General features: G+C 37.0%; 25 protein-coding genes. 19 read left to right on the top strand and 6 right to left on the bottom strand.

Features of this window, described 5'->3' with window-relative positions:
• The first annotated feature begins 7 nt into the window (after positions 1–7).
• The 16 genes from H624_RS0103160 (at position 8) to brnQ (ending at position 15,287) form a co-directional block, all read left to right on the top strand.
• Positions 8–481, top strand: a complete 474-nt coding sequence (locus H624_RS0103160) for a dihydrofolate reductase (protein ID WP_026866298.1) — start codon at positions 8–10, stop codon at positions 479–481.
• Positions 482–484: 3 nt separating this feature from the next.
• The gene (locus H624_RS0103155) at positions 485–1,036 is read left to right on the top strand and encodes a DUF2140 family protein (protein ID WP_026866297.1); all 552 of its coding nucleotides are present in this window, start codon (positions 485–487) and stop codon (positions 1,034–1,036) included.
• Positions 1,037–1,046: 10 nt separating this feature from the next.
• On the top strand, positions 1,047–1,568 hold the full coding sequence (gene msrA / locus H624_RS0103150; RefSeq protein WP_026866296.1) for a peptide-methionine (S)-S-oxide reductase MsrA: 522 nt from the start codon (positions 1,047–1,049) through the stop codon (positions 1,566–1,568).
• A complete protein-coding gene (msrB, locus tag H624_RS0103145) occupies positions 1,568–2,002 on the top strand; it encodes a peptide-methionine (R)-S-oxide reductase MsrB (protein WP_026866295.1) in 435 nt (144 codons plus the stop codon). Before msrA ends, msrB begins: the two co-directional genes overlap by 1 nt.
• Positions 2,003–2,224, top strand: coding sequence for a YozE family protein (locus H624_RS0103140; protein WP_026866294.1), 222 nt, complete (start codon positions 2,003–2,005; stop codon positions 2,222–2,224). It abuts the gene before it with no gap.
• 12 nt (positions 2,225–2,236) lie between these two features.
• Entirely contained in the window at positions 2,237–2,953 is a 717-nt protein-coding gene (gene deoD / locus H624_RS0103135) for a purine-nucleoside phosphorylase (RefSeq protein WP_026866293.1), read from the top strand.
• 71 nt (positions 2,954–3,024) lie between these two features.
• Positions 3,025–4,602, top strand: a complete 1,578-nt coding sequence (locus H624_RS11540) for a S41 family peptidase (protein WP_240921832.1) — start codon at positions 3,025–3,027, stop codon at positions 4,600–4,602.
• A gap of 96 nt (positions 4,603–4,698) precedes the next feature.
• Positions 4,699–5,775: an undecaprenyldiphospho-muramoylpentapeptide beta-N-acetylglucosaminyltransferase gene (locus H624_RS0103125; protein WP_026866292.1), complete on the top strand. Its 1,077-nt coding sequence runs from the start codon at positions 4,699–4,701 to the stop codon at positions 5,773–5,775.
• Positions 5,772–6,395, top strand: a complete 624-nt coding sequence (locus H624_RS0103120; RefSeq protein WP_026866291.1) for a phosphatase PAP2 family protein — start codon at positions 5,772–5,774, stop codon at positions 6,393–6,395. Before H624_RS0103125 ends, H624_RS0103120 begins: the two co-directional genes overlap by 4 nt.
• Positions 6,396–6,487: 92 nt before the next feature.
• The gene (locus H624_RS0103115; protein WP_051220456.1) at positions 6,488–7,108 is read left to right on the top strand and encodes a GNAT family N-acetyltransferase; all 621 of its coding nucleotides are present in this window, start codon (positions 6,488–6,490) and stop codon (positions 7,106–7,108) included.
• A gap of 286 nt (positions 7,109–7,394) precedes the next feature.
• Positions 7,395–8,069, top strand: coding sequence for a response regulator transcription factor (locus H624_RS0103110; protein ID WP_026866289.1), 675 nt, complete (start codon positions 7,395–7,397; stop codon positions 8,067–8,069).
• Entirely contained in the window at positions 8,066–9,439 is a 1,374-nt protein-coding gene (locus H624_RS0103105; RefSeq protein ID WP_026866288.1) for a sensor histidine kinase, read from the top strand. Before H624_RS0103110 ends, H624_RS0103105 begins: the two co-directional genes overlap by 4 nt.
• A 108-nt stretch (positions 9,440–9,547) precedes the next feature.
• Positions 9,548–12,346 carry a 2-oxoglutarate dehydrogenase E1 component gene (locus H624_RS0103100; RefSeq protein ID WP_026866287.1) on the top strand — a complete coding sequence of 933 codons (2,799 nt, stop codon included), beginning with the start codon at positions 9,548–9,550 and terminating at the stop codon, positions 12,344–12,346.
• Between the two features lie 17 nt (positions 12,347–12,363).
• Positions 12,364–13,620, top strand: a complete 1,257-nt coding sequence (odhB, locus tag H624_RS0103095) for a 2-oxoglutarate dehydrogenase complex dihydrolipoyllysine-residue succinyltransferase (RefSeq protein ID WP_026866286.1) — start codon at positions 12,364–12,366, stop codon at positions 13,618–13,620.
• Between the two features lie 67 nt (positions 13,621–13,687).
• The gene (locus H624_RS0103090) at positions 13,688–13,882 is read left to right on the top strand and encodes a DUF6501 family protein (RefSeq protein WP_026866285.1); all 195 of its coding nucleotides are present in this window, start codon (positions 13,688–13,690) and stop codon (positions 13,880–13,882) included.
• Between the two features lie 91 nt (positions 13,883–13,973).
• Positions 13,974–15,287 (top strand): branched-chain amino acid transport system II carrier protein, encoded by a 1,314-nt coding sequence (gene brnQ, locus H624_RS0103085; RefSeq protein ID WP_026866284.1) that lies wholly within the window; start codon positions 13,974–13,976, stop codon positions 15,285–15,287.
• A 67-nt stretch (positions 15,288–15,354) separates the two neighbouring features.
• Here brnQ and H624_RS0103080 read toward each other — a convergent pair whose 3' ends face one another.
• Together H624_RS0103080 and H624_RS0103075 are read right to left on the bottom strand one after the other, a co-directional pair.
• Positions 15,355–16,548, bottom strand: a complete 1,194-nt coding sequence (locus H624_RS0103080) for a toxic anion resistance protein (RefSeq protein WP_026866283.1) — start codon at positions 16,546–16,548, stop codon at positions 15,355–15,357.
• Complete coding sequence (locus H624_RS0103075) at positions 16,535–17,260, bottom strand: 5-bromo-4-chloroindolyl phosphate hydrolysis family protein (RefSeq protein WP_026866282.1); 726 nt, start codon at positions 17,258–17,260, stop codon at positions 16,535–16,537. Before H624_RS0103075 ends, H624_RS0103080 begins: the two co-directional genes overlap by 14 nt.
• Before the next feature lie 123 nt (positions 17,261–17,383).
• Here H624_RS0103075 and H624_RS0103070 point away from each other — a divergent pair, with 123 nt between their 5' ends.
• The 3 genes from H624_RS0103070 (at position 17,384) to H624_RS0103060 (ending at position 19,223) form a co-directional block, all read left to right on the top strand.
• Positions 17,384–17,686, top strand: a complete 303-nt coding sequence (locus H624_RS0103070) for a DUF1033 family protein (protein WP_026866281.1) — start codon at positions 17,384–17,386, stop codon at positions 17,684–17,686.
• A 108-nt stretch (positions 17,687–17,794) separates the two neighbouring features.
• Positions 17,795–17,995, top strand: a complete 201-nt coding sequence (gene cspA / locus H624_RS0103065) for a cold shock protein CspA (RefSeq protein WP_026866280.1) — start codon at positions 17,795–17,797, stop codon at positions 17,993–17,995.
• Between the two features lie 352 nt (positions 17,996–18,347).
• Positions 18,348–19,223 (top strand): nuclease-related domain-containing protein, encoded by an 876-nt coding sequence (locus H624_RS0103060; RefSeq protein WP_084145693.1) that lies wholly within the window; start codon positions 18,348–18,350, stop codon positions 19,221–19,223.
• A 480-nt stretch (positions 19,224–19,703) separates the two neighbouring features.
• Here H624_RS0103060 and lysA read toward each other — a convergent pair whose 3' ends face one another.
• The 4 genes from lysA to dapD are packed head-to-tail and all read right to left on the bottom strand — an operon-like array spanning position 19,704 to position 23,929.
• Complete coding sequence (gene lysA / locus H624_RS0103055; protein WP_026866278.1) at positions 19,704–20,984, bottom strand: diaminopimelate decarboxylase; 1,281 nt, start codon at positions 20,982–20,984, stop codon at positions 19,704–19,706.
• Complete coding sequence (locus tag H624_RS0103050) at positions 20,974–22,044, bottom strand: alanine racemase (RefSeq protein WP_026866277.1); 1,071 nt, start codon at positions 22,042–22,044, stop codon at positions 20,974–20,976. The genes lysA and H624_RS0103050 overlap by 11 nt, the downstream gene beginning before the upstream one ends.
• 18 nt (positions 22,045–22,062) lie before the next feature.
• Entirely contained in the window at positions 22,063–23,214 is a 1,152-nt protein-coding gene (locus tag H624_RS0103045) for a M20 metallopeptidase family protein (RefSeq protein ID WP_035855848.1), read from the bottom strand.
• Between the two features lies 1 nt (position 23,215).
• Positions 23,216–23,929 (bottom strand): 2,3,4,5-tetrahydropyridine-2,6-dicarboxylate N-acetyltransferase, encoded by a 714-nt coding sequence (gene dapD / locus H624_RS0103040; protein ID WP_026866275.1) that lies wholly within the window; start codon positions 23,927–23,929, stop codon positions 23,216–23,218.
• Positions 23,930–23,942: the final 13 nt, after the last annotated feature.

The raw sequence follows: 23,942 nt of genomic DNA, 5'->3' as shown, positions 1-23,942 counted from the left end.
AGGCACTATGGTTGCATTAATTGTTGCACACGCTAATCAAAATGTTATCGGCTTTAATGGCGACATGCCTTGGTCACTGCCAAATGACCTAAAGCATGTTAAGAAGCTGACAACCAATCAAACTATCGTCATGGGAAGAAAAACATTCGATACTCTAGGGAGACCCTTACCAAATCGGACAAATGTCGTTTTAACTTCTGATAAAAACTATCAAAGAGATGGTGTTGAAATCATTCATCACATTGATGAGATTGAAAAACTTCCTGGTAAAGTATTTATCTTCGGTGGAGCAACCATCTACGAACAAACCATGCATATAGTTGACGAGATGTATGTCACAGTCATTGATGAGACTTTCGGCGGTGACACATTTTTCCCGAATTATAATATGAATGATTGGGAAATTAAAGACGAAGAAAAAGGCGTAGTAGATGATAAGAATATATATCCTCATACCTTTTATCATCTTGTGAGAAGGTAAAGTATGAAGCACAAACTATGGATGATATTATTCTTTACGCTAATTTTAATCAACCTAATTATCGTTGTCATTGTCGCCTCATTTTTTAACCAGGACTATGAGGAAAGTGATTTGACGGGAACAGAAAATTCGCCTCAAGCACTTACATTCATCTTACCGAACCAAACAATAGAAACACTAATCAATGACAATCTACCCTATGAAAACTTTAATGTTGAAATAGACACATCAGGGGTAACGGTCAATATTGAATCTCGGGTCTTAGGCATTCCCATTCGCTCATCAGTTCGAGGTGCACCAATTGTTGATGGCGACAACATTGTCATTCCATTAACAGACTTAAACTTAGCGGATTTACCCTTAAGTGAAGACACCTTATATTCTGCACTTAAGACCTTTTTAGATTTACCTGAAGGGATCACCATGGCGGATGGTAAAAAAGAACTTATCATTGATACGAAGATCTTTGAACAGTATTTTGGCATCAGCCTACAAGTCGACAAAATAGACTATGAAGCCGACACATGGTATTTTTCAATTAACAACATTTTCTAGGAGGCACATTATGACAATAGCAACTTTAGCCGGCGGATGTTTCTGGTGTTTAGTTAAACCATTTGATCAGTGGGACGGTGTGAAACAGATTACATCAGGCTATTCTAACGGTGAAGAAGAAAATCCATCATATGAATTAATCTCAACAGGAACAACAGATCACGTAGAAGCTGTTCAAGTTGAATTTGATGACTCTATCATTTCTTATAAAGAAGTTTTAGAAATCTTCTTTAAAACATTTGATCCGACTGATACTAACGGTCAGTTTGGAGACAGAGGTCCACAGTACAGACCAGCAATCTTCTATCACGATCAAGCACAAAAGGAAACTGCAGAAGCAGTCATAGAAGAACTCGATTCACAAAACATTTTCCCTGGCCCAATTAAAACGCCAGTGCTACCTTATAAAAACTTCTATCCAGCAGAAGAGGAGCACCAAGACTTCTACAAGAAAAACCAAGGTCACTACAAGGCGTATTATAAAGGATCTGGTCGCCAAGGATTTATAGAAAATATATGGGGTGAAAAATAATGGCAAGAAAAAGTGTAGAAGAATTATCTGACTTAGAACGTCAGGTCATGAAAGAAAATGGAACGGAAGCACCATTTGAAAATGAATACTGGAAGCATTTTGAAGAAGGTATCTATGTAGATAAGTTAAGTGGAAAACCTCTATTCACATCTAAAGATAAATTTGATTCATCATGTGGTTGGCCAAGCTTCTCTAAATCTCTTGATGAAGGGGATGTTTCTGAACATGTAGACACTTCTTTTGGTATGCGTCGTACAGAAGTGAGAAGTGAGAGCTCTGATTCACATCTAGGCCATGTCTTTCCTGACGGTCCAAAGGAAACAGGTGGACTTCGCTACTGCATTAATTCAGCGGCAATTGATTTCATTCCAAAAAGTGAGCTCGAGAGTCAAGGTTACGGTGAGTTTGTCAATTTGTTGGAAGAAAATAAATAGATGAAAGATCGCTCATATTACCAATATATGAAAACTGAAGTGGGTGCAAAAACGGACATCGGTAAACTTGCAACACACATTTCAGAAGATCTATCATTTCCCAAGCACTCAAAAGATTACGGAGAAATTTCAGATTATCTTGAAAAGAACCCTTATCTTCATATATCATTAGATACGTTCGATGAAAGTTTTTTTGAATATAAAGAATGGCTAAAATCTTAAGGAGATGACAAGATGAGTATTCACATTAATGCAAAACAAGGCGATATTGCAGACACTATTTTACTACCAGGTGACCCATTACGTGCAAAGTATATTGCTGAAACATTTTTAGAAGATGTTGTTTGCTATAACGAAGTTCGTAACATGTTCGGTTATACCGGGACATACAAAGGTAAAAGAATTTCAGTTCAAGGTACAGGTATGGGTGTCCCATCTATATCTATTTACATTCACGAGCTTATGCGTGAATACGGTGTTAAGAACTTAATTCGTGTTGGTACTGCTGGTGCCCTTAAAGAAGAAGTAAAAGTTAGAGATGTTGTCATTGCCCAAAGTGCAACGACAGATTCTTATCAAAATGCTAAACTTTTCAACAATGTTTCTTATGCACCAACATCAGACTTTGACTTACTATTAACATCTTACAATGAAGCTAAAAAGCGTGGATTAGATGTTAAGGTAGGTAACGTTTATACTGCCGATTCATTCTATGATACTAAGACTGACACAAAACAACTTGCAGATTACGGTGTACTTGCAGTTGAGATGGAGTCAGCAGCCTTATTTACAATCGCTCAAGAGTACAAAGCAAGAGCGTTAGCAATCTTAACAATCTCTGACCACTTAATAACTGGAGAAGTAACAACTGCTGAGGAAAGACAAACAACATTCAACGATATGATTGAAGTTGCACTTGATGCAGCAGTACCATTTATCGAAGAACAGTGATTTCACTGTTCTTTCTTTTATTTGATGAAAGAAACTGATAATATATGAGTAATATACGTAGTAGAAATTAGGTGCATAAGTTGAGCGAAGAAAACAATGAAAAGAATGTCGGCCATAGGCTTAAATCTCTACAGATTAATGTCTTTTGGTTTATCGTTATTATACTGACGACGATTATAATCAGCGTAGTGATTACAGCTGTCGCGATGTCTAATAACCAAGAGCGCGCAGTTAACGTTGGCACTGATACGCGTACTGAATTTGCCAAGCTATATAATGTCTATGACACTTTAACTGAAAACTATTATGAAGATGTTGATCAAGATGCTCTAATTGAATCATCAATTAAAGGTATGGTTGAAGGTTTAGATGACCCTTATAGTGAATATATGAATATCGACGAGACTGGAGAATTTGAAGAAAGTATTACAGGTGACTTTGAAGGTATTGGCGCTGAAATCATGCAAGAAGGCAACAAAATCTTAATTTCTAGTCCAATGAGAGGGTCGCCCGCTGAAGAGGCAGGTCTAGAACCAGGCGATCAGATTCTTGCAGTTGATGGGGAGTCAATAGAAGGTATGACAACAACTGAGGCTGTCCAGTTGATTCGTGGAGAAAAGGGAACAGATGTCACCTTAACGATCCAACGCGGTGAAGCTAGTCCAAGTGATATCACCATTACCCGTAATACTATACACATTGATAGTGTAACGTATGAAGAAATTGAAGGTGTCGGGCACATCTCTGTTAACAGATTCCAACAAGGCACGACTGAAGAGTTTGAGAGGTTCTTTAATCAAGCTGCAGAAGATGGGGTTGAAGAACTCGTTATCGACTTCCGTTATAATCCAGGTGGACTCTTAAACGAAGCAGTGACACTAATTAACCAATTCGTTGATAAGGACACCACTGCACTTTACCTTGAAGATAATCAAGGTAATCAGCAAGAACTCCTCACAGAGAATGAAAAGAATCCGAATGCTGAGCAGTTCGATGAAGTCTATGTACTCATCAATGAAGGTTCAGCAAGTGCTTCAGAAGTGTTTACAGGTGCACTATCTGACTTAATCGACATTAAAACAGTCGGTACAACGTCATTCGGTAAAGGTGTCGTACAAAGAACGAGTGAATTTAAAGACAATTCCATGTTGAAATATACGAATACTAAATGGCTAACACCGAATAAGACATGGGTACAAGATGAAGGTATTACACCGGATATTGAGCTGATCACACCTGATCACTACAGAATCGAACTGCTCACTGAAGATGAAGTGTTCACTGAAGGTCAAACAAATGAGAAAATCTTGTCTATTAAAGTCGCTCTTGATGCACTCGGCTATGATATTTCAACATTTAATTCGACCTTCGATGAAGAACTTACAAGTCAGGTTGAAGCCTATCAAAATGCCAACGATTTACCAGTAGACGGTATCGTAACTGGCGAAACAACAACAAGTATTATTTCAGATGTTAGATCACTCATCCAAGAAGAGGATGCTCAGCTCAACTATTTAATTGATTACATTAATAGCGACATGTCTATTATGGAAATTGAACAAGAAGCGAGAAATAATGCCACACACATTCCTGTTGTTGAAGAGGAAGAACAAAACCTTAGAGATGATAGCGAAGAGACAGAAGAATAAGACTAAATTCCGTACAATAATCTTGTACGGAATTTTTCTTGTAGAGCTTATCTAAATAGTTTAAAGTTAAGATTAACAAGTATTATGGAGGCGCTTATGGTTTCTACAAATAAAAAAGCAATGCTCACTGGTGGTGGAACAGTCGGGCACGTTATGCTCAATAAATTACTTATTCCTGAACTTATAGAAAGAGGGATAGATCCACATTACATCGGTTCTAAAAAAGGAATAGAAAGAGAAATTATTGGCACCACTAATATTCCATTCCATGAAATTTCAAGTGGAAAGCTAAGACGCTATTTATCTTTTGAGAATCTTAAAGACATCTTTAAAGTTTTAAAAGGTGTGACTGATGCAAAAAAAATCTTAAAACAAGAACAACCCTTATTCGTCTTTTCTAAGGGCGGCTTTGTCTCAGTCCCTGTCGTTTTAGCAGCAGCGGCAAAAGATGTCCCTGTCTATATACATGAATCCGACTTAACACCTGGATTAGCAAATAGAATTGCAAGTAAATTTGCAACTAAGGTCTTCTGTACATTTGAAGAAACAACACGTCATTTCACTGACGTAAAGGCAGAATACTTAGGACCAGTATTAAGAACAGAACTGAATACTGGTAATAACGAAACTGGCTATGAGATCAGCCATTTCACAAGTCAAACGCCAGTTCTATTAATAATGGGTGGCTCACTTGGTTCAAAGAAAATCAATGAATTTGTATGGAGTCACTTGTCGACACTGTGTGACAAATATCAAATTATTCACCTTACGGGTAAGGGAAACAAAAACGACAGTGTGAAGCATGATCGCTACCTTCAACTGGAGTATGCAGATGAGGATTTAAAGCATCTACTCGCAATTTCTGATGTTGTAATTTCAAGAGCAGGTTCAAATGCAATTTTTGAATTTCTGCTCGCTAAAAAACCAATGGTTTTAATTCCACTTGGTTTAGATCAAAGTCGTGGGGATCAAATCCAAAATGCCAAGCATTTTAAAAAGCATGGCTATGCAGAAGTAATTGAAGAAGATGATTTAAATCTAGACGACCTACAAAATAAATTGACACACATCGATGAGAATTACAGTGAAATTACGATTAAAATGACACAGTTTAAACACGCTTATCAACCAAGTGAATTCGCAGATAAGCTAATCGAGGAGGCAGAGAAGTGAGCCGACAAAAGAAAATATCCTTATTTTTAGTGTTCACTTTAATTTTTGGTGTCATAGCAATATTCCATGAGTCTAGGCTCGGCCGCTGGATCGACCGAGAAGTCTATGAATTTATCTATGCCTCTGAAAGCTTCATTACCACAGCATTAATGCTAGGTTTTACTCAGCTTGGTGAACTTTTATCTATGATTGTTATGTCATTAATAATGATTTCTATCTTAATGCTGTATAAACTTAAAATTCATACACTGTTTTTCATTATTTCAATGTTGATTTCAACAGTTTTAATCCCAGTATTAAAAAATTCTTTTGATAGAGAACGTCCAAGCTTTTTAAGATTAATTGAAATCTCAGGTTTCAGTTTTCCGAGCGGCCATGCAGTCGGTTCCACCATATTTTTTGGTTCCGTTGCTCACGTCATAAAAGAAACAAATTTAAATAATAAGGCGCTATTAATGACCATTTGCGCTACCTTCATCTTGATGATTTCGTCTTCAAGAGTTTACCTCGGTGTCCATTATCCAACCGACGTCTTAGCCGGTGTCATCATCGGTCTTGCCGTTGTTTTTGGCACCAGTGCGCTCATGCACAACAAGTTTAAAAAGCGGCTTCGATTTTAAGATCGGAGCCGTAATTTTTTTGATTGCTAAAGGTGAGTAGGGGAATTATAATTGATTTGCTTTAGAAATATTTTAAGACGGCAGGTGATTTTATGGTGATAAATTTATATGAAAACATCACACTTGAAAACGACAGAATTAGACTTCTTCCGATGCAACTCAGTCATGCAGAAGAATTACAGGCAATAAACCATGACAGTATTTGGACTTATATGCTTTTTCAAGCGACTACAGAAGAAACAATGCGTGAATGGATTCAAAGTGCCATAGACTTACGTGGTGAGATGAATACAATTCCCTTTGTTGTCGTCTTAAAATCTACAGGAGAAGTCGTTGGCTCAACGAGAATCCAACATATTGATTACGAGCGTCAGAGCTGTGAAATCGGTGCATCATGGTTTGGTACTAAAGCCCAGCGCACCTTCATTAACTCCGACAGCAAATTCCTATTACTCGAATATTGTTTTGAGGTATTGAACCTCATGCGGGTTCAAGTACGAGCAGATGAAAGAAATGAGCGTTCGAACAAAGCGATCGAACGCATTGGTTTTACAAAAGAGGGCATTATAAGAAAGGAACGTGCACTACACGGTGTTCCTAGAAATCTGATTATCTATTCAATTATCGATGACGAATGGCCTGAAGTTAAAAAGAACTTATTAATTAAACAACAGAGCTATATGATGGAAACGCCATCTACTATAGTGAGTTAATCTTTATATCGTAAAAAAGGGGTTGGGACAAAACAATTCCCTTCATATAATAAGCCGGACGTTAGCTTTTCTGGGGCATCGCGTGAGCCTGTAGTCTCACGCAGATGCTATTCCCCTAGAAGTCTAACGTCCGGCTTTTCTATTATAATTTATTATTTCCCTATATATTCAGAGTTTTTGTCCCAGCCCCTTTTTTTACTTTTATGTATATGTATTTATGACTGATGCTCATATTTCTTTAGTTTTCATTTTCATGATAATATTATAGAAAATGAGGTGGGTAAAGATGCCGAAAATATTAGTAGTAGAGGATGAAACGAATTTAGCACGTTTTATCGAATTAGAATTAAGCCATGAAGGCTATGAAGTAACGATTGCAGATGATGGTCAAGAGGGTTTTAATCTTGCTTATGATAATGATTACGATGCCATTCTTTTAGACTTAATGTTACCAAAGCTGAATGGACTAGAAGTGTGTCGTAAATTAAGAAAAACGAAGAATACGCCGATTATTATAATTACAGCAAAAGGGGAGACCTATGATAAGGTTGTCGGCCTAGACTATGGTGCAGATGATTATATTGTTAAGCCTTTTGAAATAGAAGAGTTACTGGCGCGTCTTCGCGTGATAATGCGTAGAAACCAATCTGTTGAAGTGAACCATGACACAGTTGAATTACATGGCATCCAAATCGATACAACCGCCTATACTGTATCGATTGATGATCAGCCGATTGAACTGACAAAAACTGAGCATGAGTTACTTTATTTACTTGCTAAGAACACTGGTATTGTTATGAAAAGAGAACAGATTTTAGATATTATCTGGGGCTATGATAGTGAAGTTGAGACCAATGTCGTCGATGTATACATCAGATATTTGAGAAACAAGCTTAAACCTTTCGAGAAGGATAAGGTTATCGAAACGGTTCGTGGCGTCGGTTACGTGATTCGACAATGAATACGAACAAATCATTACGTTCCCAGTGGCTAAAATTATCTATACTTATCATTACAATTACCTATCTTTTATTTAGTTCACTTTTAATTTATGCCACGAGTGTTTATTTAAAAGATCAAGAATACCGATCTGTTTCAAGGGCATTGGATGATGTGAGTACGCTCTATGCCAATCAAGCTTTTAATACCATTACTGAGCGAGACATATACTCTAGCTTAATTGACAACCAACAGATGGCTTTATATACATTAAGTGGTGAGGAAGTATACAGATGGCCAGCGCGTTCTGAATTGTATTTTGAATTGGATTTCCAGCAATCGGACAACCCTTTGATTAATGAGAAAAGTATTGAGGGGGATGATTATTTAGTTGCATCTCAGATGATTCAATCTGATTTTTGGCATGGCTATGTTGCAGTCATCCATCCGCTCAATGAGTATAATACAATTATTCGAATGATGCTGTTCATCGCAACAATTATCGGGTTCTTATCTATCACGTTTACGTCTGTTATTTCTTACTTCTTTTCAATCCAGATGGTTAAACCCATCGGTCGATTTACCAATCAACTGAAAAAGATTGAAAACCAAGGCTTTGCTGAACGTTTGGAACTAAAAACGAATATTGTTGAAACAGACTATATGATTGAATCCTTTAATAATATGATGGATGCCCTAGAGGAATCCTATAATCAGCAAAAGCAATTCGTTGAAGATGCTTCACACGAACTTAGAACACCCCTACAAATTATTCAGGGTCACCTACAGTTGATCAATCGATGGGGGAGAAATAATCCTGAAGTACTCGATGAGTCACTCGGTATCTCTATAGATGAATTAAAGCGAATCAATCGTCTAGTTGAAGAGTTATTACTACTGACTAAAAATGAAGGTTCTGAGTATGTACAACCCGATTTGGTTAACATTAATGATGAGATTGAAAGTCGTTTATCAAGCCTTAGAAAAGTGCATCCAGACTACATGTTTACAACCGACTTTACTAAGGCGAATCTTATGTATCCTATCAACAACTATCACTTTGAACAGATGCTCATTATCTTCTTAGATAATGCCATTAAATTCGATAAAGAAAACAAACATATCACAGTATCAACTGAAGTTGATAATAAGGGTGATGTATTGATTGAAATAAGCGATAGTGGAATCGGTATTCCTAAAGATGAAATCGATCAAGTGTTTAATCGTTTTTACCGCGTTGATAAATCAAGAAGTCGTCAACAAGGTGGCAATGGACTCGGTCTCTCTATTGCTAAAAAAGTAGCAGAATTGTACCGTGGACAGGTCTGGATTTCTAGTGTTGAAGGTCAATCGACCACTGTTCATATCAAATTTCCAAAAGTTCAAAAATAAGCGAGATTAAATTTACACTTATCAATGTTCGTGCTTTAAAGAAGAGGCACAAAATGGTAAAGTTTAGGTATAAAGAGTATTAAAAAAATAAAACGAGGTGGCAGTACAATGCAAGAAAGAGAATTTGAGAATGCACCACTTAGATTTGGTACAAATCTTGGTTTAATTCTTGAATATTTTGACATGTACAAGAATGACCCAGATTCAGTATCAGATGAAATGAAGTATCTTTTTGATAACATTTCAACTGATCAGGAAGGTAATACTCGTCAGGACGGCAAGCAGTTATCTGCTGCAGGACAAGACAAGATTAAAGGGATTTTACAATGGCTAAACGACGTTCGTCAATATGGTCATTTAAAAGCCGATGTGTATCCAGTATATGCTCCAGAAATTGATAATGCACCAGATTTTGATTTCAATGCATACGGCTTCCAGGATGCGGATTTAGAAGCTCTACCAGCAAGTATCGTATCAGAAGCGATGGCTGATAAGTTCGATAATGCCTTGGATGCAGCACGTTATTTAGAACAGGTTTACACGTCTCCTTTATCTTATGAATATACGCACATCAACAATGGCGAGGAAAGAGAATGGTTACAAAACGCTATTGAAAGTGAAGGCGAAGTGAATTTATCAGAAGAAGAAAAACTTCATCTGTTTAAAGAACTTGTTAAAACAGAAGGATTTGAAAAATACCTTCACAAAAACTTTGTTGGTGCAAAACGTTTTTCTATTGAGGGTGTAGACTCACTTGTACCCATGTTAGATCACTTATTACAACGCATGGCGGATGAAAATATTCCACATCTACAAATTGGAATGGCACACCGTGGTCGCTTAAATGTACTCACACATACATTACAAAAACCTTACGCTATGATGTTAAGTGAATTTATGTCTACCGACCCAATGAAATTCTTACCAGAAGACGGTTCACTAGAATTGACGAATGGTTGGATGGGCGATGTTAAATATCACTTAGGTGGTGTGAAAACAAGAACAGACAAAGGAATTACACAGACTGTTACACTTGCTAATAACCCATCACACTTAGAGATTGTTGGACCCGTTGTCCAAGGACGTACGCGCGCACAACAAGATTCAACAAACCAAAGTGGTAAAGCAGTACATGATACTGATAATTCACTTGGTGTGATCATTCATGGTGACGCAGCCTTCCCTGGACTAGGTGTTAACCCTGAATCAATGAACTTATCAAACCTCGCAGGCTATACGGTTGGCGGGGCACTTCACATCATTACGAATAACCGTATTGGCTTTACAACAGAGGAGTGGGATGCACGTTCAACACTATATGCATCTGATATCGCTAAAGGCTTTGATATGCCAGTATTCCACGTCAATGCTGACCGCCCGGAATATGTTTTACGCGTCATTGATATTGCAATACAATATCGTCAGAAATTCAAAAAAGACCTTGTAATTGATTTGATTGGTTACCGTCGTTATGGTCATAACGAAATGGATGAGCCAATGACAACAAACCCTAAACTTTATAATGAAGTTCATGAATATCCAACTATTGATAATCTTTACGGTGATCAACTTGTTGAAGAGGGTGTCTTAACAAAAGAAGACAAAGAATCGATTATGCAAGCAATTCAAGATGAATTAAGAGCGGAACATGACAAGATCAACAAAGATGATACGATTGTCACTAAAGATATCAAGACACCTGATGAAATCTTAGAAGGACAGTCAAATGATCAAGAAACTGAAATCTCTAGAGAGAGATTAGCGAAGATCAATGAAGAGCTGTTAACATACCCGGAGGACTTCAAACCACTTAAGAAATTAGGTAATGTTTTAGATCGTCGTAAGAAACCATTTGAAGACGACACAGCACTTGTTGACTGGGCACATGCTGAAGCCCTTGCATTTGCAACAATTAACCAAGACGGTACGCCAATTCGATTTACAGGTGAAGATGCAGAACGTGGTACATTCGCTCAACGTCATGCTGTTTTACATGACCCAGAGACAGGTAAACGACATACACCACTTCACAACATCAGTGATTCTAAAGCATCATTTGAACTTTATAACTCACCATTAACTGAGATGGCGGTTGTTGCTTATGAGTATGGTTACAACGTTGAGAACAATGAAGCTATGGCAATTTGGGAAGCACAATACGGAGATTTCTCCAACATGGCCCAAGCAATTTTTGATGTATTTATGTCAAGTGCCCACTCTAAATGGGGTGAAAGAACTGCCTTAACTTTACTTCTACCACATGCTCAAGAAGGACAAGGTCCTGAACACTCATCTGCACGTTTAGAGAAGTATTTACAGCTATGTGCAGAAAATAATATGACAGTGGTTAACTTGTCTAGTAGTGCAAACTACTTCCACATTTTACGTAGACAAGCGAAATACTTGAACACTGAAAAAATGCGTCCACTCGTTGTAATGTCACCTAAGAGTTTGCTTAGAAACTCAACAGCGAGCCAACCTGTAAGTGAATTTGTAAACGGTCAATTCAAAGAAATTATTGTTCCGGAATACAAGAAAACTAAAGTTAAAACTGTTGTAATTGCAAGTGGTAAAGTCGCTGTAGATATACTTGAAGCAGAAGCGAAAAACGAATCACCTAACGATGAATTACTCATCATTAGACTTGAACAGCTATATCCATTCCCAAGCGAGGCAATTAAAGAAGTCTTATCTGGCTTAACGAATCTTAGTGAAGTACGCTTCGTTCAAGAAGAGCCACAAAACCAAGGTGCATATCACTTCGTTCTACCGTACTTGCTCGATATCGTACCATCTAAAGCGACATTAAATTATGTAGGAAGAAAACCAAGTGCTTCAACAGCCGAAGGTAACGGTGGATCTTACAAACTAGTACAACAAAGTATCATCGAGAACGCTTTAAAATAATAGGAGGTATTATATAAATGGCTGAAATCATCGTGCCTGAATTAGCAGAATCAATTACAGAAGGAACTATATCTACTTGGTTTAAGCAAGTAGGCGACAGTGTAGAAAAAGGTGAAAACGTCCTTGAATTAGAAACTGATAAAGTAAACGTAGAAATTGTCAGTGAAGAAGCTGGTGTCATTTCAGAAATTAAAGCTGAAGAAGGTGACACTGTAGAAGTTGGTCAAGTCATTGCCGTAGTCGGTGAAGGTAGTGGTGCACCTGCAAAAGAAGAAAGTTCAGAAAAAGAAGCACCTAAAGCTGAAGCAAAAGAAGAATCTACTTCAGCACCTAAAGAAAAAGAAGAAGAAACAACAACTGTGAAAACTGAAGATGGTACAATCGTTGCCACACCATCTGCTAGAAAACTTGCACGTGAAAAAGGCATTAGCCTTTCAGACATCAATGCTGCTGATCCACGCGGTCTTGTACGTAGCCAAGATGTTGAAAATCACGGTCAAGCTTCAAGTCAGCCTGCTGCTAAAAAAGAAGAAGCACCTAAAGCTGAGACGAAAAAAAATACAACACCTGAAAAACCAGTTAGACGTGAAAAAATGTCACGCCGTAGACAAACCATTGCTAAACGTCTATTAGATGTTTCTCAAAATACTGCAATGTTAACAACATTCAACGAGATAGATATGACGAATGTTATGGCATTAAGAAAACGCAAAAAAGAATCATTCATGGAACGTAATGATGGTACTAAACTTGGCTTTATGTCATTCTTTACTAAAGCTGTAACAGCCGCACTTCGTAAGTACCCAGCTGTAAATGCTGAAATTGATGGCACAGACTTAGTTTATAAAGAATTCTTTGATGTATCGATTGCTGTATCTACAGAAGAAGGACTTGTTGTACCGGTAGTACGTAACACAGATAGAAAAACATTTGCTGAAATTGAAAACGATATTGCTGACCTCGCAACAAAAGCGAGAGAGAAGAAACTTTCTCTTGATGAAATGTCAGGTGGCTCATTCACAATTACTAACGGTGGGGTATTTGGATCATTAATGTCTACACCAATCATCAATGGTACACAAGCTGCAATCTTAGGTATGCACACAATCCAAAAACGTCCTGTCGCGGTTGGAGATGACATTGAAATCCGCCCAATGATGTACATTGCATTAAGCTATGACCACAGAATCATTGACGGTGCAGAATCAGTTGGCTTCTTAAAAACTGTTAAAGAATTAATCGAAAATCCAGAAGACCTGTTACTAGAAGGTTAATTTATTAAATACTTTTAAAGATAAAGGTATCCAAGGGATACCTTTTCTTTTTTATAGGAGGAATAATATGATTCAAGAAAATTGGCAAGATAATAATCTAGGTACTGTCACAGTTAAACATACAGATGCAGAAAAGTTTAAAGTCTCTGATATGTTAACTGTAGGTAAGGAGTATAGAGTCATTAACGAAACTGAAGAATATATTTTTGTTATAGACAATTCAGGAAAGCCTGCTGGATATTACAAAACTTACTTTTCTTAGAAAATAATTCAGATAATTTAAATAACTCATAGATTTTTTATACGTTCTAGTGTAGACTAATTGCATACTAGTTTTTAGATGAGGGATGCATATGAGTACGAAGCAAGTCATAATGGTAGGTTTCACCCTGTTTGCCATGTTTTTTGGCGCAGGTAATTTAATTTTTCCACCTGCTCTCGGTTTTTCTAGCGGAGAATATTTCTGGACAGCAATTATTGCCTTTGTCTTAACTGGGGTAGGTTTACCACTTTTAGGTGTCATTGTTGGTTCAATTTCAAAAGATGGATATAGAGAGTCTCTTAAAAATATACATCCAGCATTTGCAGTAATTTTCCTAGTTGTTATTTATTTAACGATTGGACCATTCTTTGCCATTCCAAGAACAGCAACAACAGCTTATGAAATGGCAGTAGTACCGTTCTTGAGTGAAAATACTGGATTATGGTTATTAATATTTTCACTTGTGTACTTTATTATCGTATTTTTACTTAGTATTAAACCAGGCTCACTCGTTAATAGTATTGGGCAAGTATTAACACCTTTACTATTAATCAGTATTGTTTTATTAATTATCTTTGCAGGTATTGCATATTTTAATAATCCAATTAATCCTGCAAATGAAACATTTGAAGCGACTTCACCTTTCTCTATTGGTTTCACAGAGGGATATTTAACAATGGATGCAATCGCAGCAATTGCCTTTAGTGTTTTAGTTTTAAATTCTATTCGTCAACTTGGAATTACCAATAGAAAGGATTTGCTGTTTGGCACAATCAAGTCAGCATTTCTAGCAGCGATTTTACTAGGTGTCATATACATCTCACTCGGTTGGTTAGCGAACAAAGTTGATCTCGGCGGGGCAGCTGTTGATGACCAAAACTTAGGTACGTTCTTACTGACTTTCATGAGTTCTGATATTTTTGGTATTTTTGGACCAATCTTATTAGGTACTATAGTATTCTTAGCTTGTTTAACTACTGGAACTGGATTGATAGTTTCTGTATCTGGCTACTTTAATAGCATTTTACCTAAAGTACCTTACAAAGTATGGGTTGTCTTATTCGTACTTATTTCATTTGGTCTTGCCAACCAAGGTCTAGACCAAGTTATTGCAACAAGCGTTCCAATTTTGTCGATTATTTATCCTGTTGCAATGACAACAGTCGTCCTACTAGTGCTAACATACTTTGTACCATCACCAAAACTGAGTTTGCAAATTCCAGTATTATTAGTTGCAATTCTTTCTATTCTTTCAGTTATTCACCGAAACGGATGGCTGACAATGGATTGGCTAGAAGTATTACCTCTGTTTAGTGCAAGTTTTGAATGGCTACCATTCATGATTGTCGGTTACATTCTTGGTTATGTTATCGCACTGAATAAACCAAGAGTAGAGTACTCTTAAAACATAAAAAACGGGAGCTAGCGATTTTGCTAGCTCCCATTTTTGTGTCGATTATTATAGTTATTAATTAATATCTATATTCATCTTTTAATTGTAAGAGTCGTTCCTTCAATTCTTTTTCCATTGTTACAAGTTCAGCCTCAGCTGATTTACGCTTCTGTGAACCTTCGGACTGAATTTTTAATGTTTCTTCAATTGTGGATACAAGATTCTCCTGAGTCAGTTTCAATGTCTCAATATCTACAATACCACGTTCATTTTCAGTTGCTGTTCTCAGTGAATTTTGTCTAAGCATTTCGCTATTCTTCGTTAATAAGTCATTGGTTGTATTCGTCACTTCTTGTTGTGCCTTAGATGCCGATTCTTGACGAAGTAGGGTCAGGGCAATCGCCATTTGATTCTTCCATAATGGAATAGAAGTCAAAATTGAACTCTGAATTTTCTCCGCTAAGGTCTGATTAATATTTTGAATCATACGAATTTGAGGTGCAGATTGTAATGTGATTTGTCTAGACAGTTTTAAATCGTGTATACGTTTTTCAAGACGATTTACATACTGCATCATATCATTCACATCTTGAACATCCATCTGGTTATTCGATTCATTTGCTTTCTTTTTAAGTCTTGGTAGCTCTTCATTTTCAAGCTCTTCTTTTTTAAGTTCAGCCGCTGCAATATAAATATTAATGGCATCAAAGTAATCTTTGTTTTGGTTATAAAGACCATCTAACATGTTCACATCTTTAACCAATACTTCTTTAGCATGTTCAAGTTGGATTGAGATACGATCTACTTGTGAAGCAATACTTTGGTGTTTTGAGATCATCTCATTGACTGAGCGTTTGACTTTACCGAACATACGCTTAAAGATGTTACTTTTTTCATTCGTTAACTCTTCAGGGTCAATCTCTTTAAGCTTCTTCATCAAATCTTCAAGCGTATCACCGATCGGCCCAACATCTTTTGATTGAACCTCATTTAACATTTGGTGAGAGAACTTAGACATTGCCTGCTGTGCATTCGCACCGTAAGTAATCAAGGCATCGTTATCAAGCGGTTGAATCTTGTTTTTGATGTCTTTGATTGTCTTTAAATCCTCTTCTGAGAACTGATCTTGAAAAGTCGTCAGTACTGAATTAGATTGACTATTTGTCTCTGGTTGAACTTCCTTTTGGAGTACGAAGTCATCCTGTTCACCAGGTTCATTTATACTTTTAAATGGGTCTTTTAATAGTTCATTTTTTAAGTTATCTTCCGTCATTCTGTTCACCTCGATATAGTATTTCTTCTTTTTCTTCACGTTTTAGATTTACTTTTTCCTTATCAAGCTTGTTACCTAACATTGCTTGGCGTTTTTTTGATCTCGATGCATTTCTTCTAATAATTTCTCTTTCTATATCGAGATCATTATAACTCGCTTGATTCATGTAAGATAAATTCGATTGTAAAGTTCTTTTCAGCTCTAATAGCGAAAGGCGGGTTTCATGTAATTGGATACGTTCATTTTTAGATTTACCCGGCATCTTATATAAATATAAATACTTTTCAATCGTATTAACTGCAGACTCTAAGTTAGAGTGAAAGAACTGTTGACCTCGATAAAACTTCCGAGGCTCTTCTTCAACTGAAGATATGATTGTTTTAATTATTCTATTGATTTCAAAAATTAATTTTGCATCTTTGATCGAACGAATATTCATATAGCTGGATCTCAGCCTTTTCATCTGTTCATCAACCTGATGTAACTGGCTCTTGATATATTTATATTCACTATTCGTTAAGTTTATTTCTTCTAAATGCTTATTGTGAGCGATTCGATGTGAGGGGAGGTAGGATGCACCAAAACCACCTATACCTAGCACTACATCGAGAAACATATGAATGTCAAATATGTTTGAGGAGAGTACCCAGGTAATCAGTCCTATAGGTACGGCGATCACAGAAGCAATGAAATGAGAATAGTTACCTTTCATCGTTCAAAACTCCTTAATAAAATGTGGCTATTTATTACAATTATAAAGCGTAATGCTTGATAATGCTAATTATTCGCGTTTATAATGATTTCAACGATAGGCTAGTGAAATGGAGTTTTAAACATGTATGAAGTTGTAATCATAAAGGCTGATTATGAAGGTTGGTGGCTATTTGATGGTTGGCAAGAAGATATCATCAAACGGTATCAGGCGACTGACTTAAATAATCTCTTGCACACATACAATACAATCATCGGCGAGATGAAACAAAAGTATAATAGCCATATAACAGGAAAATATAATATTATTGCTTTTTTCAATGCTTGTGATATAGAGTATTGCGAAGACTGCGAAGAAGATATGCAAATTTACTATACGCCATTGATGACTAAAAATAATGAATTTTTCAACTATGAAGACAATTAAAGAAAAGTCCTGAAAATGAGATTGCAATATAACAATCCTTCTTGTATAATATGAATTATCAGTAAGTTATGCTTATTGATAATTAACGTCTTTTGGAGGATTTTATTAATGAAACAAGGTACAGTAAAATGGTTTAACGCAGAAAAAGGTTTCGGCTTCATCGAAGTTGAAGGCGAAAACGATGTATTCGTACACTTCTCAGCTATTAACCAAGAAGGTTACAAATCACTTGAAGAAGGTCAAGAAGTAGAATTTGAAGTAGTTGAAGGCGACCGCGGTCCACAAGCTGCTAACGTTGCTAAACTATAATTATAAATTGATTCATTAGAATAATTTGTAAACTACAGGATCCCAATTATTGGGGTCCTATTTTTTTGTGCTTATTTACTTAAGTAAGACTTATTGAAATAAATTTTTGGGGAAGTTTAACTTTTATCGGTTAAGAGAGGTGAAAACTTAAGTAATTTTATAAAATTTGTATAAACTTGTCCGAAAAAAAGAAAAGCTGCTTTTTTTTCGTATATTTAGAGTAGATGGACTTTTAGGAGGGATAGTAATTTTTATAAATAGTAGAAATAAACCCCATAAATTACTACATTATGAAGCCTTGAATTGACGTGTTAAATTAACGAAAAGTGAGGATGTTAAATACAAAAATGCTATAAAGGGTTATGAAGGTGAGTGCCTGTATGACAGGATTTTTGACCGTGTGGGTAATGATTACTTGTACATATACCGAGATCTTTATCTTCAGATTGGTAATTCTTGTACCCAGTACGACACGCTTATCATCACTGACCAAGGCATTATTAGTAACGAAGTTAAAAATTTTACTGGGAATTACACAATTGAAAATGGCACTTGGTTCAATAATAACTATCAATTGCCAAACGATGCTTTTAGTCAACTCAACCGGTCACTAGGAAAATTAATGGATCTAAGAAATTCAGGGCAGAGTGATTTTAATATAAGTGGGAAGTTGGTATTTCCTAACGACTCGTTAGTGCTACGGACCGATGATTCTTCAAACTGTAATAAGATTATTTTACGCTCTGGCATGCGTGAATACTTCCGACAGCTCAATCGTTCAAGCCAGCGTTTAGGGAATAAGGCTGACTACATTTCTCGTTTGCTCAGCCAATATACAGTAGAAAATCCATATTTCAACCCTTCAACTGATAAAACCCGCATAAAAATCGGTCTTTACTGCGGATCATGTGGTCACTTTAACTTAAATAGAAAAAGATTTCATCTTGTCTGTAATAAGTGTGGGTCAATTGAAAGTAATGAAACGCATCTTCTGAGAGCAATGAGCGACTATAAATTCTTGTTCTACAAAGAAGAAATGACCAGAAACGATTTGATGGCCTTTATTGATTATGAAATTTCCGCAGATGTAGTAAGGCGGGTACTTTTAGAGCATTGTTTCCAAAACAAAAAGGGTAATCATAGCACTTATACCTTAAAATACTTTAATTTTGATATGGCAACTCAATCACCCAACTTTAATATTAGGTATAAAAACCATATTAAATAGATGAATTAACTGAAAAGTAGTGAGAAAGTTGATTGGATGGTGATGACAGACCCTCATCACTGTTCTGACTCATGTGGATGGTGATGTCGATAATTCATCACCATTCTGACTCATGTGGATGGTGATGACGATAACTCATCACCATTCCAAATCAATAGAATGGGAATGTCCATATCTCATCACCATTCCAAATCAATAGAATGGGAATGTCCATATCTCATCACTATTCCAGCTCAATAGAATGGGTATGTCGATATCTCTTCACCATTCCAACTCAATAGAATGGGTATGTCGATATCTCTTCACCATTCCAACAACACTAACCCAAGCAATCCACCCATAATTGACGAGAATATACTAATCGCAGAGTATACGAGTAGTATGCTCATGATGATACGAAAGGCGAGATCGTATTTGTTCAACAAATCTTCAGTGTTCTCAGAAAAACACCTCCAAATTTAACAATTTGGAGGTGTGACATCATCGCACATCATTTTCTATTAACTGTGGTAAACTTTGACGTCTAATGACTTCTCGAACACCTGAATCACTAACAAAAATCACTGCTGGTTTTTGCATTTGATTATAGTTCGAAGCCATGGAGTAATGGTAGGCGCCTGTTGACTTAATGGCCAGGAAATCCCCACGTTTTAAGTCGTGCGGTAATATCTTGTGCTTACCAATAACATCACCGGATTCACATAATTTACCGACGACATGTGTTGAGACTTGTGCGTTATCATCGCTAAGTTTTACTGGAATAACTTCGTATTCTGCACCGTAAAGGGGCGTACGAATATGATCACTCATACCTCCATCGATGGATACGTACTTACTAATACCATGGATATTTTTTATAGTACCCACTTCATATACTGTAAGCCCAGCTTCTGCGGTAATAGAACGACCTGGTTCTATCATTAAGTGAGGCACTGGACGATTAGAAGCTTCCAAAGTTTCTTTTAAATGCGTTAATATCTCATCAAATCCGGACTCTATCGGAAAACGCACATCATCTTGTGTGTATTTCACACCGTAACCGCCGCCCATGTTTAAGATTTCAATATTAATATCTTCTTCATCTAGCCAAGTAAAGACATTGGTAATCGCATTAATGAACGGTCGACTCTCTGACAGCTGTGAGCCTAAATGGTAGTGTAGACCTTTAAAGCTTAAATGATCACTTTTCTGAATCAAATCAATCGCCGTTTTAGCTGCACCGTTCGATAAGGATAAGCCAAATTTGCTGTCTTCTTGGCCGGTTGAAATATACTCGTGTGTATTGACTTCAACACTTGGATTGATACGAATTAAGACATTGATTCGGTCGGTTTCAGATAGGTCTTTAGCCAGCTCATTAATCAAGCCAATTTCATCTATCGCATCGATAATGAAAAATCGTACACCAGCTTTAATCGCATAGTCGATTTCAAATGGCGTCTTGTTATTACCATGAAAGTGAATATCTTCTACTGGAAAGCCTGCCTCTATTGCAGTATAGAGTTCTCCAACTGATACAACGTCCAATTCCATTTGTTGACGCTTTAGGAGTTTGATCATCTGAATGCTTGAAAATGCTTTAGAGGCATAGGAAATTGAGTAGGGGACTTGATGACTTTTAAAAATTTGATGATATTGATTCATCATTGAAGTCATTTTATCTTCATCGTAGATTATTAACGGCGTGCCATATTCTTTTGCAAGGTCTGCGATTTTATGGCCTCGCATCATTAATTGTCCGTTTTCGTATTCAGTCGTCATAAATAATTTCTCTCCTCATCGAGTTGTAATTAAAAGCACCGAGTTGTTCTGAGTTTGCACCGACTCCTAGCGCTGTAAAGTGGTCGATTCTTTGGCTCTTACCATATAAGTAAACCGGCATGTGCGTCTTAACGTGATCATCAACCAAGACTGCCATGTGACTCATCATCAAGGCAACAATCTCATATGAACGACCACCAATTTCACAGCCATGTTTAATTCTTTCTCTTAAAATACCATCACCATAGCCGATATCAACAATAGCGACCTTACAATCTTCAGTCGCCGTAAATGCTTTACTATAACCAAGTGATTCACCCGCTTTTAATTGCCTAATTTGGACAATTGGGGCAGTGACAGACACACTTTGAATGAAGTCTTTACTGTCTAATGATTCAAATGGTTTAGAACCATATAAGCCGATACCTAATCGAACATGACTATGATTATTAAACAGACCATCACGCATATATGACGCGCTATTTTGTGCATGAACAACGGATGGATGAATCCCGAGTTCAAAAACACCTTCTACAAAATCCAGCCATAGCTGTCTTTCCTTTTCGTATACACCATCAAATTCATCGGCATAACCGAAATGTGTCCATAGTCCCTTAATATTTAAGTCAAAATCATTCGCTTTTGCATCGTTTAAAAATGCTTCGACCTCATTGATTTTAGCGAATCCTGAGCGCTTAAATAGTCCCTCGAATTCAATATGTAAGTCAATGTCCACTAAGTCATGCTTATAGGACATATAATAGTCAAGAGAAGGTAGGGTAATCTCAAGTCGATGCTGTTTGACCTGTTTAAAATCAGTTGTCGGGTTTAGGAGAAAGATATTAACCTTCTGCCCACAAATTTTTCTGATATAAATTGCATCTTCAATTGAAGTCGTTGCAAAATAATCTATGCCTGCTATGGCAAAGGCCTTTACCGCGAAGTCTAAACCATAGTTATATGCATTATTTTTTACAACTGCAATTGTTTGACCCTCTAGCTGAAATTGTTTTGCTTGTTCAATAAATTCAGCCTGATCGACTTGAAATACACCGCCCATATTCGCCACTCCTGACCGTTAATAGTGATTTAAAATTGCTTCATAGTAGTTCGCTACATCAATCAGGACACGTTCATCAAAGTTAAAAGTATTGGTGTGTAGTCCTGTAACGAAACCTTGATCGATATTTCTCGAACCGATAAAAACAAAATACGCCGGTGCGATTTCTCCGTAGAATGAAAAATCTTCACCGAATAAGTAAGGTTTTTCCATGTCATTCACTTCCATGCCGATTGACGATAAGGATTTTTCTACTAAACTTTTAAGACTTCCATTATTTCTTACCGCAGGATACCCACTATTATATGCTAAATCTGTTCTCACACCGTAGAGTAGCTCAGAAGCTTCTTTTATTTTAGCCATCTGTGTTTTAATCTGACTTAAATCCGCTTCTTCATAAGTACGTATTGTTCCTCTAAGAGAAGCTTTAGCTGGTACTGTATTAATTGCTTCTCCTGCTTGTAGTTCACCCATGTGTACAATATTTCTATTTAAACCATCCAGGTGGAACTGTTGAATATTTGAAACTTCATTGGCAATTTTAATGATTGCCTCAAGTGCAGAACGCCCTTGATGTTTTTGAGCCACGTGCGCACTTGTACCATCAACTGTAAAGTGGAACTCATTCGCACTCGCAGTTAATTCTTCATCCCTATAGTGCGCTGTACCTTCTAGTTCATCTGGCATTAAATGAATGCCAAATATGGCATCAAATTCCGGTCTATTCTCCCATGCCTTAAGTAAAAGATTTGCACCTGCGTTACTTTCTTCACTCGGTTGAAAAATAAAGACACAATTGTGTTTTAATTTCCCTTGATCAAACACTTTTTTCATCCGCTTTATAAAGAGTAAGAGGGCAGTCGTGTGGCCATCATGGCCACATGCATGCATTACATTATCAACTGTGCTCTTATAAGAAACTTCATTGACTTCTTGAATTGGTAGGGCATCAATATCAGCTCTAAAGCCAAGGATTTTATCACTATTACCTTTTAACTCAGCAATCACACCGGTCTCTAGCACTCGGTAGTAGGGCACATCAAGTGCCTCAAGAACACTGATAATATATTCAGTCGTCTCGAATTCCTCCATACTGAGCTCCGGGTGTTGATGTAAATGTCTTCTATGTTTAATAACAAACTCTAGTTCTTCATTTGATACTATCGTCATCTTATTTCAACTTTCTGAGTGCTTGAACGATTTCTTTTTTTGAATCAGTCACTTCACTTGCTTGTTTGATGACCTTTGCCGGTGTGCCTGCAACGACTGAACCTGCAGGTACATCTTCAGTAACAATTGCCCCAGCTGCAACAATTGAGCCTTGTCCGACTGTAACACCTTCTAAAATTACAGCGTTCGCACCGATTAATACATCGTCTTCAATGACAACAGGTGAGGCACTTGGCGGTTCAATCACCCCAGCAAGTACTGCTCCAGCACCGACGTGAACATTTTTACCTGTCGTCGCACGGCCACCTAAAACAGCGTTCATATCAATCATTGTACCCTCACCAACGATAGCACCAATATTAATAGAAGCACCCATCATGACTACCGCACCATCTTCGATGACTGCATGTTCACGAATGAAAGCACCGGGTTCAATACGTGCATTTGTATTCGTTAGGTCCATGAGTGGAATGGCTGAGTTACGACGATCTTGTTCTACGACAATGTCCGTTACCTTGTCTTCAATTGAAGGGTAAAAGGCTTGCCAATCTTTTGAGTCGGCAAAAATTGTTTTAGATTCATTCGTACCAAATACTTTAAATGACGCATCAAAAGTGACATCAGAAAAATCTCCATTGATATATATCTTTAATGGCGTTTCTTTCTCTGCCTCTGAAATGTAATTAATAAGTTCTTCTGCTGTAAATTTCTCCATGTGTAAATTTCTC

Source organism: Jeotgalicoccus marinus DSM 19772 (genome assembly GCF_000425825.1).
In the GTDB taxonomy this organism is placed as follows: domain Bacteria; phylum Bacillota; class Bacilli; order Staphylococcales; family Salinicoccaceae; genus Jeotgalicoccus; species Jeotgalicoccus marinus.
Note: the sequence above shows the minus strand (reverse complement) of the source record. Positions and strands in the feature narration are given on the sequence as shown.

Excerpts from the sequence above, each read along its gene's own strand:
- H624_RS0103160 (WP_026866298.1), top strand. The coding sequence starts at position 8 with ATGGTTGCATTAATTGTTGCACACGCTAATCAAAATGTTATCGGCTTT.
- H624_RS0103155 (WP_026866297.1), top strand. The coding sequence starts at position 485 with ATGAAGCACAAACTATGGATGATATTATTCTTTACGCTAATTTTAATC.
- msrA (WP_026866296.1), top strand. The coding sequence starts at position 1,047 with ATGACAATAGCAACTTTAGCCGGCGGATGTTTCTGGTGTTTAGTTAAA.
- msrB (WP_026866295.1), top strand. The coding sequence starts at position 1,568 with ATGGCAAGAAAAAGTGTAGAAGAATTATCTGACTTAGAACGTCAGGTC.
- H624_RS0103140 (WP_026866294.1), top strand. The coding sequence starts at position 2,003 with ATGAAAGATCGCTCATATTACCAATATATGAAAACTGAAGTGGGTGCA.
- deoD (WP_026866293.1), top strand. The coding sequence starts at position 2,237 with ATGAGTATTCACATTAATGCAAAACAAGGCGATATTGCAGACACTATT.
- H624_RS0103125 (WP_026866292.1), top strand. The coding sequence starts at position 4,699 with ATGGTTTCTACAAATAAAAAAGCAATGCTCACTGGTGGTGGAACAGTC.
- H624_RS0103115 (WP_051220456.1), top strand. The coding sequence starts at position 6,488 with ATGGTGATAAATTTATATGAAAACATCACACTTGAAAACGACAGAATT.
- H624_RS0103110 (WP_026866289.1), top strand. The coding sequence starts at position 7,395 with ATGCCGAAAATATTAGTAGTAGAGGATGAAACGAATTTAGCACGTTTT.
- H624_RS0103105 (WP_026866288.1), top strand. The coding sequence starts at position 8,066 with ATGAATACGAACAAATCATTACGTTCCCAGTGGCTAAAATTATCTATA.
- H624_RS0103100 (WP_026866287.1), top strand. The coding sequence starts at position 9,548 with ATGCAAGAAAGAGAATTTGAGAATGCACCACTTAGATTTGGTACAAAT.
- odhB (WP_026866286.1), top strand. The coding sequence starts at position 12,364 with ATGGCTGAAATCATCGTGCCTGAATTAGCAGAATCAATTACAGAAGGA.
- H624_RS0103090 (WP_026866285.1), top strand. The coding sequence starts at position 13,688 with ATGATTCAAGAAAATTGGCAAGATAATAATCTAGGTACTGTCACAGTT.
- brnQ (WP_026866284.1), top strand. The coding sequence starts at position 13,974 with ATGAGTACGAAGCAAGTCATAATGGTAGGTTTCACCCTGTTTGCCATG.
- H624_RS0103080 (WP_026866283.1), bottom strand. The coding sequence starts at position 16,548 with ATGACGGAAGATAACTTAAAAAATGAACTATTAAAAGACCCATTTAAA.
- H624_RS0103075 (WP_026866282.1), bottom strand. The coding sequence starts at position 17,260 with ATGAAAGGTAACTATTCTCATTTCATTGCTTCTGTGATCGCCGTACCT.
- H624_RS0103070 (WP_026866281.1), top strand. The coding sequence starts at position 17,384 with ATGTATGAAGTTGTAATCATAAAGGCTGATTATGAAGGTTGGTGGCTA.
- cspA (WP_026866280.1), top strand. The coding sequence starts at position 17,795 with ATGAAACAAGGTACAGTAAAATGGTTTAACGCAGAAAAAGGTTTCGGC.
- lysA (WP_026866278.1), bottom strand. The coding sequence starts at position 20,984 with ATGACGACTGAATACGAAAACGGACAATTAATGATGCGAGGCCATAAA.
- H624_RS0103050 (WP_026866277.1), bottom strand. The coding sequence starts at position 22,044 with ATGGGCGGTGTATTTCAAGTCGATCAGGCTGAATTTATTGAACAAGCA.
- H624_RS0103045 (WP_035855848.1), bottom strand. The coding sequence starts at position 23,214 with ATGACGATAGTATCAAATGAAGAACTAGAGTTTGTTATTAAACATAGA.
- dapD (WP_026866275.1), bottom strand. The coding sequence starts at position 23,929 with ATGGAGAAATTTACAGCAGAAGAACTTATTAATTACATTTCAGAGGCA.